The organism is Aggregatibacter sp. 2125159857 (assembly GCF_017798005.1).
Lineage (GTDB): Bacteria > Pseudomonadota > Gammaproteobacteria > Enterobacterales > Pasteurellaceae > Aggregatibacter.
In genome coordinates, this window is the sequence record NZ_CP072548.1 from 1,525,603 (window position 1) to 1,537,204 (window position 11,602).

The following is an 11,602-nucleotide window of genomic DNA, read 5'->3' on the forward strand; positions in this document are numbered from 1 at the left end:
GTCAAAAAAAGTGCGGTGGAAATTCGCTCTGAAAATCCACCGCACTTTTGTTTGAAATGAACGGGCGAAAAGAAAAATCAGCCGTTTAATTTGCGTCTTGCTGCCACCGCATCGGATAACTCTTGCAAGACTTTTTCACTATCTTCCCAACCGATACAGCTGTCGGTGATGCTTTGGCCGTAAGTTAAGGGTTTGCCTTCGACCAAATCTTGACGGCCTTCCACCAAATGGCTTTCAATCATCACACCAAAAATTTTATCGGAACCTGCCGCAATTTGACGAGCCACTTCACGGCTCACATCCAATTGTTTTTTGAATTGTTTGCAGCTGTTGGCATGGCTGAAATCTACCATCACATGGGCTCTGTAGCCCGCTTTGGCAAGTTCACCGCACACCTCGGCAACATCTTGTTCGCTGTAATTTGGGCCATTGTCGCCACCGCGTAAAATAATGTGGCAGTCTTCGTTACCTTTGGTGGAAACGATAGCAGAATGACCGAACTTCGTGACGGACAAGAAATGGTGTGGCGCTTCTGCTGCTCCAATCGCATCTAGGGCAATTTTTACGCCACCGTTGGTCGCATTTTTAAAGCCAACCGCACAAGATAAACCGGAAGCCAACTCACGGTGCACTTGGGATTCAGTGGTTCTCGCCCCAATCGCGCCCCAGCTCATGAAATCAGCTAAATATTGCGGCGTGATCATGTCCAAAAATTCCCCTGCCGTCGGCACCGTTAAATCGTTAATGTCAGACAATAATTTACGCGCTATACGCAAACCGTCGTTCAACGCATAGGTATTATTTAAGTATGGGTCATTAATGAGACCTTTCCAGCCCACCGTAGTACGCGGTTTTTCAAAATACACGCGCATAATAATTTGTAAGGTATCTTGATATTTTTCGCGCATTAATTTAATGCGTTTCGCATATTCTAATGCGGCTTTCGGATCATGAATGGAACAAGGCCCGATCACCACAAGTAAACGATCATCTTCGCCATGAATAATGTTATGCGCTTCGTGACGGGCATTTTCAACGGTTTTCACTGCAACGCTACTTGCCGGATATTTTTCTAGCAAGGCAATCGGAGGTAATACCTGTTCAATTTTGCCAATTCGCGTATCGTCATTTTCAATGGAAATATCGTTTTTTGTCTTCATTATTCACTCGCTTATCTTCATAAAATTCTAAAATGCCCGAAAAAGTGGTATTACTCTACCACCGCAATTTGTACTAGTAAACTAGTTTATTTAATTTCTTTTTTAATGACCGCTTAATACCTGTGCCGGTTGCAATTTTGCCGCGCGATTTGCCGGATAAAGGCTGGCAAATAAACTGAGAATTAACGCAGAAAGCAGCACCAGCAATACATCTTGCCAATGTAGCTCGGTTGGCAGGAAGTCCACAAAATAAATGCCGTCAGACAATAATTTTCTGCCGATAACACTTTCCAAGCCTTGAATAAGTGCGGTCAAATTTAAGGCCAAAATCACGCCCAACACAATCCCAATCAGACAGCCTTTCATACCCGCCTGCAAGCCATACCAAATAAAAATACGCTTAATAAACCCATTATTCGCCCCAAGAGTACGCATGATAGCAATATGACCGGCTTTATCTTTCACCGCCATAATAAGCGTGGACACAATGTTAAAACACGCCACTCCAATCACCAGCACCATGGCAATGTACATCACCGTACGAATCAGCTGAATATCACGATACATATAGCCGAATTTACTGATCCAGTTTTGCAGGTAGAGCATCTGCGGATAATCTTGCAACATGGAATAATCAAGGGTTTGAATGTTAAACGGATCGGCGGTTTTCAATTCTACCCCACTCACCTGTTCCACTTGATAATTCATCAACTGCTGCGCTTGTGCCAATGGCATGAGGGCATAACTGTGATCCAACTGGCCGTCTAAACGCAAAATGCCGGTTACTTGAATCCGTTCACGCAAGGGCTGAGTCAAATTATCCGAGCCTGTTTGTTGTGAAATTAACAGAGAAACCCAATCCCCTTCTTGCACATCCAAATCCCGAGCAATCCCCGAGCCTAACACCAACCCGCCATGTTGCGCGAAATTTTGCCATCCTTGATTTAACACGAAACGCCCAAGAGAACTCACTTGATCCTGCAATACCGTTTCCACGCCTTTAATTTGTACTACTTTTAATTTTGCGCCATTTTCCACTAAGGCGGTAAAACTGACAAAAGGCGAAACGCCAATGATTTGCGGATTTTGTTTCAACTTAGCGGCAAGATGTTGCCAATGATCAACCGGTGCGTTGTTTTGCCCGCTTGCAGAGGAAATTTCCGCATGCGGCACGACTGCCAAAATCCGTTGATTGAGTTCACGTTCAAAGCCGTTCATGGCGCTTAAACCGATAATTAACACCGCCACGCCCAAGGCAATGCCCATGCTGGAAAAAAATGAAATCAGCGACACCAAACGGTTTTTATGCTTACTGCGTTGATAGCGCCAACTAATAAAAAATGGCGTATTCATCAGGCAGTTTCCTCGCGTAACACGCCGTCTTGCATAATTAAACGGCGATTCAATTTTTCCGCCAAATTCAAGTCGTGGGTCACCAATAAGAACGCAATCTGTTTTTCTTGGTTAAGCTGTTGAATCAACTCAAAAATGCTTTCCGTGGTTTTGTGATCCAAATTCCCCGTAGGTTCATCTGCTAACACCAATGCCGGGTTATTCACCAACGCTCGGGCAATCGCCACACGTTGGCGTTCCCCGCCGGATAGCGCAGACGGACGATGTGAAATTCTGTGCTGTAAACCGACCGCACTTAAGATCTGTTCGGCGCGATCCTGTGCTTCCGTTTTATTTTGTTGCCCGATAAGCATCGGCATCATCACATTCTCAAGTGCGGTGAAATCTGCCATCAAATGATGAAACTGATACACAAAGCCTAAATATTGATTGCGTAGCTTCGCCAAGGCATTCGGTGTCATTTGTTGCAACGATTGCCCTTTGATAAACACTTCACCGCTGCTCGGTTGATCTAATCCGCCCAAGGTATGCAACAAGGTACTTTTGCCCGAACCGGAACTGCCCACAATCGCGACCAATTCGCTCGGCTGCATAGAGAAAGATACCTGTTTTAGCACTTCCGTTTGTTGGGTGCCTTCTTGGTAAAATTTACTCACATTTTGGCAAGATAATAATGCTGTATTCATTTTTTCATCTCTTTTTATTCGTAGCGCAAGGCTTCTGCCGGTTCCACTTTCGCGGCGCGATAGGCAGGATAAATGGTGGATAACAATGACAATAATAAGGAAAACACGACAATCGTCAGAATTTGCCAAGGCTCAAGTGCGGTCGGCAAATACATCGTTTTTGCACCTAAGATATTCACGATGGCATCCAAATTGAACGTCACTAACACGCCCAATATAGCGCCCACCAAAGTGCCCATTAACCCCACCAATAAACCTTGATAAATGAAGATGGAACGCACCTGTCCTTTTGTTAAACCGAGGGTTTGCAAAATGGCGATTTCGCCCTGTTTGTCCACCACCATCAGGCTTAAAGACGTAATAATATTGGATACCGCCACCACGATAATTAAGCTCACCAACAAGCCCATCATATTTTTTTCCATGCGCACTGCTTGGAAAAACTCGCCTTTTTGCATGCGCCAATCGGTGATTTGCTCGGCTGAGGGAAATGCCGCCGGCAGCTCGGTAATTTGGAACGGATCCGTTAAAAATAAACGGAAACCTTGTGCTTCGCCCGGCTGAATTCGCATTAAACGTCCAATGTCCGTTAAATTGGCGAACGCTTCATAACCGGATACCTCGCCCGTATCAAAATAGATTTCACTGACGGTAAATAAACGTTGCAACGGCACGCGCCCAAATGGCGTGTATTGGCTGTTTTCGGTAATCATTAAACGTACTTTGTCGCCGACATGCAGGTTTAATTTCTGCGCCAGTTGATCGCCAATGATAATTTTAAATTCGCCTGTCGGTAGCAAATCCTCAAAATTCTGCTCAGGCAATGTGGATAAAATTGGGTCATCTGAAAATTGTCGAATCCCAATCACCTGCCCTGCGCTGACACCGCCCGCGGTTTGAAAAATCACATTCGTCATGTTTATCGGCACGGCTTTTTGCACGAAATTCGGCATAGGTGGCTCGGCATCATCAATCTTCACCTTACCGTTCGGGCTGACAATGGCGTGTGGAATGGAAGAAAGCACTTGTTGCTTTTGATAGCCTTCCAAACCGTTCATTACAGACAGCACAATAATCAATGCCATCACGCCAAGCACAATGCCAAAACTGGCTAAATTCGTCACCAACCGTCCAAAGCGATCGGCACTTTTTGCCCGCCAATAGCGCAATGCAATAAAAAGAGGGGTAGATAAGGTCATAAGGGATAAAAAATCATTAAAAATACGAGAAAAATTGCGCGCTAGTTTAGCATAGACCAAGATAAAAAGCAGAAAATCGGCAAAGAATTCTCTTCTTATGTCTACTAGAAAAATGCGTTAAAAAAACACCGCACTTTTAGAGAGATAACATTTGACAGCACAAGCACATCTTCCTACTATTCCACCCATTTATTTGAACTCCAACAAACGGAAAGCTTATTTTGAAAAACACCACTGAAATACTAAAAAATGCCCTTGCCCAACGTATCTTAATTTTAGACGGCGCCATGGGCACGATGATCCAAAAATATAAACTCACCGAAGCGGATTTCCGTGGCGAACGCTTTGCTGAAAGCGCAATCGATTTACGCGGCAATAATGATTTGCTGACCCTCACCCAACCGTTACTCATTTCCGCCATTCACGAAAAATATTTAGAAGCCGGCGCGGACATCATTGAAACCAATACGTTCAGCTCCACAACCATTGCGCAAGCGGATTACGACTTGCAATCTATTGCTTACGAACTGAATTTTGCCGGCGCGAAACTGGCACGTTTGGCGGCAGATAAATACAGCACACCGGAAAAACCACGTTTCGTTGCGGGGATTCTCGGCCCGACTAACCGCACTGCGTCCATTTCCCCGAACGTAAACGATCCCGGTTTCCGTAACGTGACGTTTATGGAATTGGTGGACGCCTATTCAGAAGCTACACGCGGCTTAATCGAGGGCGGTGCCGATTTAATCATGATCGAAACCATTTTCGACACGCTGAATGCCAAAGCCGCGGTATTTGCCATCGAAACCGTGTTTGAAGAATTAGGCGTGGAATTGCCGATCATGATTTCCGGCACCATTACCGATGCGTCTGGTCGTACCCTTTCCGGACAAACCACTGAAGCGTTCTACAACTCTCTGCGCCACGCGAAACCGCTCACGTTCGGTTTGAACTGTGCGTTAGGCCCGAAAGAATTACGCCAGTATGTCGAACAACTTTCCAAAATCAGCGAAACCTACGTTTCCGTACACCCGAACGCGGGCTTGCCAAATGCCTTTGGCGGCTACGATCTTGGCGCAGAAGACATGGCGGCACACCTTAAAGAATGGGCGGAAAGCGGCTTTGTGAACATTATCGGCGGCTGTTGCGGCACCACACCGGAACACATCAAAGCCTTTGCCGATGCAGTAGAAAACATCCCGCCGCGCAAATTGCCACAAATCAAAACCGCCATGCGTTTATCCGGTTTAGAACCGCTCAACATTGATGATGAAAGCCTGTTCGTGAACGTGGGCGAACGTAATAACGTAACGGGTTCGGCGAAATTCAAACGCTTAATTAAAGAAGACAAATTTGCCGAAGCCATTGAAATTGCCATCGATCAAGTAGAAAACGGCGCGCAAGTCATCGACGTGAACATGGACGAAGCTTTGCTTGACGGCAAAAAATGCATGACCCGTTTCCTTAATATTATGGCGACAGAACCCGATGCGGCCAAAGTGCCGGTGATGATCGACTCCTCCAAATGGGAAGTGATTGAAGCAGGCTTGCAATCGGTGCAAGGTAAACCGATTGTGAACTCCATCTCCTTGAAAGAAGGCGAAGAAATCTTTATTGAACACGCCAAACTGGTGCGTAAATACGGTGCTGCCGTGGTCGTAATGGCATTTGACGAAGTTGGGCAAGCGGACACCGAAGATCGCAAAGTGGAAATCTGTACCCGTGCCTATAACATCTTAGTCAACCAGCTTGGCTTCCCGCCGGAAGATATTATTTTCGACCCGAATATTTTCGCCATCGGCACCGGGATTGAAGAACACAACAACTACGGCGTGGATTTCATTAACGCCACAGGTCGTATTAAACGCAGCTTGCCACATGCCAAAATTTCGGGCGGTGTGTCAAACGTGTCCTTCTCCTTCCGCGGCAACAACGTAATGCGTGAAGCCATTCATGCGGTCTTCCTCTATCACGCCATCAAACAAGGCATGGACATGGGGATCGTGAACGCAGGACAGCTCGCTATTTACGATGATCTGGATCCGGAATTACGTAATGTAATTGAAGACGCCGTCTTAAACCGCACGCCGGATGGCACAGAGCGTTTATTAGATATTGCGGAAAAATATCGTAACCAAGGCAACGATGAAAGTGCGGTGGATTCTGTCGCCGAATGGCGTACGTGGCCGGTGGAAGAACGTTTAAAACACGCCCTCGTGAAAGGAATTACCACGTACATCATTGAAGACACTGAAGAAGCCCGCCAAAAACTCCCAACGCCGTTAGAAGTGATCGAAGGCCCACTCATGGCAGGCATGGACGTGGTGGGCGATTTGTTCGGCGACGGCAAAATGTTCCTCCCGCAAGTGGTGAAATCCGCGCGCGTGATGAAACAATCCGTGGCGTATTTAGAGCCGTTTATCAATGCCACCAAACAAAAAGGCTCCAGCAACGGCAAAGTGGTGATCGCTACCGTGAAAGGCGATGTGCATGACATTGGCAAAAACATCGTAAGCGTGGTGTTGCAATGTAATAACTTTGAAGTGATTGACTTGGGCGTAATGGTGCCGGCGGATAAAATCATTCAAACCGCCATAGATGAAAAAGCGGATCTTATCGGCTTGAGCGGTTTGATTACGCCATCTTTAGACGAAATGGAATACTTCCTTGGCGAAATGGCGCGTTTAGGGTTGAACTTGCCGGTGTTGATCGGTGGTGCTACCACCTCCAAAGAACATACTGCGATTAAACTTTATCCCAAATACAAACAACACGGCGTGTTCTATACCTCAAACGCCTCCCGTGCGGTAACCGTATGTGCCACATTGATGAATCCGGAAGGTCGCGCGGCATTATGGGAACAGTTCAAGAAAGATTACGAGAAAATCCAACAATCCTTTGCCAATCGCAAACCACTGCGTAAACAACTCAGCATTGAAGAAGCGCGCGCCAACCGTTTCGACGGCTTTAGTGGCGAATGGGCGGATTATGTGCCGCCAACGCCAAACCAAACCGGCATTGTGGAATTCAAAAACGTGCCGATTGCCGAACTGCGCAAATTTATCGACTGGTCGCCGTTCTTCCGTGTATGGGGCTTGATGGGTGGCTATCCGGATGCCTTTGATCATCCGGAAAGTGGCGAAGAAGCCCGCCGCGTGTGGAATGATGCGCAAACGATGTTAGATGCTTTCGAACAAAATCACAAACTTAACCCAAGCGGTATCTTAGGTATTTTCCCTGCGGAACGTGTGGGCGATGATGTGGTGTTATTCTCCGATGAAGACCGCACTCAACCTATCGGCACGGCTTACGGTTTACGCCAACAAACGGAACGTGGCAAAAACAGCAAAAGCCAATTTAACTTTGCCTTAAGCGACTTTATCGCTGATCGCGAAAGCGGCAAAAAAGACTGGATGGGTATGTTCGCCGTGTGCGCCGGCATTGAAGAAATGGATTTAGTGGAAGGCTACAAAGCCGCAGGCGATGACTACAACGCCATCTTGCTACAAGCCGTAGGCGACCGCCTCGCTGAAGCCATGGCAGAATACCTGCACTTTGAGCTCCGCACCCGCATTTGGGGCTACACGCAAGAGGAATTTGATAACCAAGGATTAATCAATGAAAACTACGTCGGCATCCGCCCTGCACCTGGTTACCCAAGCTGCCCGGAACATACGGAAAAAGCCTTGATTTGGGATTTATTAGAAGTAGAACAACGCATTGGCATGAAACTCACCGAAAGCTACGCCATGTGGCCGGCAGCTTCCGTCTGTGGTTGGTACTTCACCCACCCGGCAAGTAACTATTTCACTTTAGGTCGCATTGATGAAGACCAAGCTCAAGATTATGCCAAACGTAAAGGCTGGGATGAGAGAGAGATGATGAAGTGGTTGGGTGTGGCGATGAAGTGATTAAGAAATACACTTAAATTCGATAGTTAAATAAAAATACATAATAAAGTCAAGGTATAAATATGCGCTACAAGTGGATAATAAAAGATTCAGAAAACAGTTCTAAACTATTAGATGAACATAAAGAATTTTGTAATGAAATTTTTATACTAGATCATTTATCTGGTAAAGAACCTTCTCTTTTTGTTCAAAATATTATAGCTGTAAAGATAGACAACTTGAAATTTTTCGCTTCTGCCTTACTTGATTCAAATGTTATGTCTTCTATTCATAGATTTATAGAAGGTAATTATCAAAATGATGGCTTAATTGAATTCCTTGAATTTATTACAGAAAATAAATGGGGTCTAAGTCCTTACTTCTATTACCTGGAAGCCTATTCAAAAGGTATCATTGATAAAAAGGATGAAACTCAAGTTAGAGAGTATTTAATCAAACACACAAAATCATTGTTAAAGTTATACTTAATGGATGAAATATTTTTCCTTAAAAACAAGGAATATAAAGAAACAGTAAATGAAGAACAAATATTTTTTTATTTAAAAGGTAAAACTATAGATGAAACAGCTTCAGAAAGAGTTGATAATTTCATTATGAACTATTCAAATAATATTAATCTATTAGGAATAGAGATTTTGTTAATCAAGATGATCTTTATTAATTTATTTGAACTACCAAAAGGGACTGTAAAAGAAAAGCTTGATATTTTTGATAATTTTATGCAATCTCAGTTAGGTAAAATTTTTGCAAGAGAATATTACTTAGCAAAGCAATACTTTAATGGTAGTGCTGGAAAAATATTTGGAATCCATAAGAACTCAAAACAAGAAAAGGTATTAAATACCATTAAGTCTACAACTTGGGATCTATTTCTACTTAGATTTCCTGAATGTAGTTTTATACATTCTGATGGTAATGATGAGGTTAATATAGGGTTTATTGTAACACAAGAAAAATCATTATTTAAGTTGGGTAAACTATTTAAATATGATGAGATTTTTATCGAAAATAATATTCCAATTCCTACTTTTCTAGACACAGAAAAACTATATATTGAAAAAAAAATGATAAACCTAGTGAATACATATCCTACCTCCATGAAAGTATGCTGAAGTGTCTGAAAAACTATTTTCCAAACTAATAGTTAGAATATTTTCTAGATGTCCCCACAATAGCGTAAGCGTCTTCGCTTGTGCCTCTCATCTAAAAGTGCGGTTATAAAATCCAAAGAATTTTGAACATTGGTTCTGTCAACGGCTTATGGGTAAAATTCTCAATGTTTTTATTAAACAGCACCAGCGTGGACGCTGGCGCTATCATTGATGTATCTTTATCTTTAAAGAAAATACCAAACATTATTAATCCTTAATTCTTTTTAAATTCTTGTTATAAATAGTTCTAATCTTATTCATATTTTTCATGGCGCTTATATACACATATATAATTATCAAAAGATAAATATTTAGGGTAATCAATTCTAACTAAATTCTCATCAATAGTATAATCCTCACCAAAATTAGAAATAATATCTGTACCAATTTCATAAATCTCTTCATTCCAATAGGTAGAGATATCTCCATCAATAATAATATAAATACTTATACAATTTTTATTGATTCTTACATAAACACCTCTAACCTCTTTGGTAATTTTACCTATCAAGGCATTTTGGGTAACAATTCTTAATCTTATAATGTCATTATTCATAGACTATTATTCCTTTGGTTTAGCCGGAACTATATGATATCCATTTTTACTATAGTGAATAATTCTACGATAGCGCAAGCGTCCTCGCTTGTGCCTATCAACTAAAAGTGCGGTCACAAAATCCAAAGAATTTTGAACATTGGTTCTCCCAACGTTTATGAGTAAAATTCACAATGTTTTTATTAAACAGCACAAGCGTGGACGCTAGCGCCATCTATGGGAGCCTAGTATGTAGGCAATCGAGATACAACCCCCTGAACAGTTCCTTTTGGATATCTAATTTCATTAAAAGATTCTCCATTATCTACACTATAAAATAAACGCTCAAAATCTCCTGAATATGCCATACATAAATAAAGTGTGTTGATATTCTCATAACCACCCAACTCTGTTGTATCAATTAAAAAAACATTAGATAGTTCTCCATTATGCCATTTAGTAGCATTAAACTCATTTTCACCAAAGTCTTCATTTGTACAATAACCATAATAGTATTTATTAATAAATGAGTCTTTTAAATTAAAAAAACTGTACCTAATGTGTAGTTATCATAGGAATCATTATTTTCAGGATATAACCTATCACCTATTCTTATTTTAATATTACCGTACACATAATCATCAATTGAAAAACTCTCAGTCCAGTAAACTCCAAAATCCTTTTTATTACTTTCAATTGACCGCATTACTTATCCCTTAATTATTAGAATCAATTAGTCAAACTAAACCGATAATGCTATTATAAAAATCAATTACATCTTTTGTTTTTACTATCCATTCAGATATCTTAAAACCATCTTCATTTAAGACCTCTCGTTTATTTACATATTCATTGATTTTAGACGCATCAAACTCTGGGAAATCATCGATAAATATGATCTTATTTTGAACATAAGAAATTTCCCCATCATAATAAACAATCCATGTAGAAATAAAATTTAAAGATTCTGGCTCATGCATAGATGTAATAAGTACTGAATGTTTCTTTTTTTCTATCCCATCAGCTATAGATGCAGCCCAGCTATTTCTATATTCTTCAATACTCCAATAGTCTATTGGAATATGTAATTCTTCTACATATTCACCTAAAGAGATCGAAGCCAAAATATGCATTCCATATCCATTATCAAAAGGTGTACCTTTATCTTTAAAGAAAATACCAAACATTATTAATCCTTAATTCTTTTTAAATCCTTATCATAAGTGCCAAGTCTATTTCCTCTTCGGTCAAAAATTTTCCAACCATCGGAAACATTATGCCCATCAACATCTGGGGTAATATAATTTTTGCCATTCCAATAAACATCTTGCCCATGGGAATTAAATGGCGCTTTTTGAGGAGGGATCCTCTGTCCGTATCCAAGCTTTTCTGCTGCTTTGTCTCCCACGATGGCGCAAGCGTCCTCGCTTGTGCCTATCATCTAAAAGTGCAGTAAAAAATCCAAAGAATTTTGAACATTGGTTCTCCCAACGTTTATGGGTAAAATTCACAATGTTTTTATTAAACAGCACCAGCGTGGACGCTGGCGCTATTATTGGTACTTGTCATGGCACAAGCGTTGGACGCTTGCGCCATCGGGGGTATTT

The 11,602-nt window shown here is 42.0% G+C and carries 11 protein-coding genes; 2 read left to right on the forward strand and 9 right to left on the reverse strand.

Annotated features, from left to right (window positions below; translation table 11 throughout):
* Nucleotides 1-77: 77 nt before the first annotated feature.
* The 4 genes from aroG to J5X96_RS07535 all read right to left on the reverse strand — a co-directional run bounded on the left by aroG (nt 78) and on the right by J5X96_RS07535 (nt 4,398).
* A complete protein-coding gene (aroG, locus tag J5X96_RS07520) occupies nt 78-1,160 on the reverse strand; it encodes a 3-deoxy-7-phosphoheptulonate synthase AroG (RefSeq protein WP_371812512.1) in 1,083 nt (360 codons plus the stop codon).
* 102 nt (nt 1,161-1,262) lie between these two features.
* Nucleotides 1,263-2,513: a lipoprotein-releasing ABC transporter permease subunit LolE gene (gene lolE, locus J5X96_RS07525; protein WP_209362766.1), complete on the reverse strand. Its 1,251-nt coding sequence runs from the start codon at nt 2,511-2,513 to the stop codon at nt 1,263-1,265.
* Nucleotides 2,513-3,199, reverse strand: coding sequence for a lipoprotein-releasing ABC transporter ATP-binding protein LolD (lolD, locus tag J5X96_RS07530; RefSeq protein WP_209362768.1), 687 nt, complete (start codon nt 3,197-3,199; stop codon nt 2,513-2,515). The genes lolE and lolD overlap by 1 nt, the downstream gene beginning before the upstream one ends.
* Nucleotides 3,200-3,213: 14 nt before the next feature.
* The gene (locus tag J5X96_RS07535) at nt 3,214-4,398 is read right to left on the reverse strand and encodes a lipoprotein-releasing ABC transporter permease subunit (protein ID WP_209362770.1); all 1,185 of its coding nucleotides are present in this window, start codon (nt 4,396-4,398) and stop codon (nt 3,214-3,216) included.
* 218 nt (nt 4,399-4,616) lie between these two features.
* Between J5X96_RS07535 and metH the strand changes: the two genes are divergently transcribed.
* Nucleotides 4,617-8,309: a methionine synthase gene (gene metH, locus J5X96_RS07540; protein ID WP_209364794.1), complete on the forward strand. Its 3,693-nt coding sequence runs from the start codon at nt 4,617-4,619 to the stop codon at nt 8,307-8,309.
* Nucleotides 8,310-8,371: 62 nt separating this feature from the next.
* Entirely contained in the window at nt 8,372-9,421 is a 1,050-nt protein-coding gene (locus J5X96_RS07545; RefSeq protein ID WP_209362772.1) for a hypothetical protein, read from the forward strand.
* Between the two features lie 103 nt (nt 9,422-9,524).
* On the opposite strand, the gene J5X96_RS07550 is transcribed toward J5X96_RS07545, so the two are convergent.
* From J5X96_RS07550 to J5X96_RS07570, 5 genes are all read right to left on the reverse strand, one after another.
* Entirely contained in the window at nt 9,525-9,665 is a 141-nt protein-coding gene (locus J5X96_RS07550) for a hypothetical protein (RefSeq protein ID WP_209362774.1), read from the reverse strand.
* A gap of 48 nt (nt 9,666-9,713) precedes the next feature.
* Nucleotides 9,714-10,016, reverse strand: a complete 303-nt coding sequence (locus tag J5X96_RS07555) for a hypothetical protein (protein WP_209362776.1) — start codon at nt 10,014-10,016, stop codon at nt 9,714-9,716.
* Nucleotides 10,017-10,530: 514 nt separating this feature from the next.
* On the reverse strand, nt 10,531-10,701 hold the full coding sequence (locus J5X96_RS07560; RefSeq protein WP_209362778.1) for a hypothetical protein: 171 nt from the start codon (nt 10,699-10,701) through the stop codon (nt 10,531-10,533).
* A 31-nt stretch (nt 10,702-10,732) separates the two neighbouring features.
* A complete protein-coding gene (locus J5X96_RS07565; protein ID WP_209362779.1) occupies nt 10,733-11,182 on the reverse strand; it encodes a hypothetical protein in 450 nt (149 codons plus the stop codon).
* A 2-nt stretch (nt 11,183-11,184) separates the two neighbouring features.
* Complete coding sequence (locus tag J5X96_RS07570; protein WP_209362781.1) at nt 11,185-11,436, reverse strand: toxin C-terminal domain-containing protein; 252 nt, start codon at nt 11,434-11,436, stop codon at nt 11,185-11,187.
* Nucleotides 11,437-11,602 lie beyond the last annotated feature (166 nt).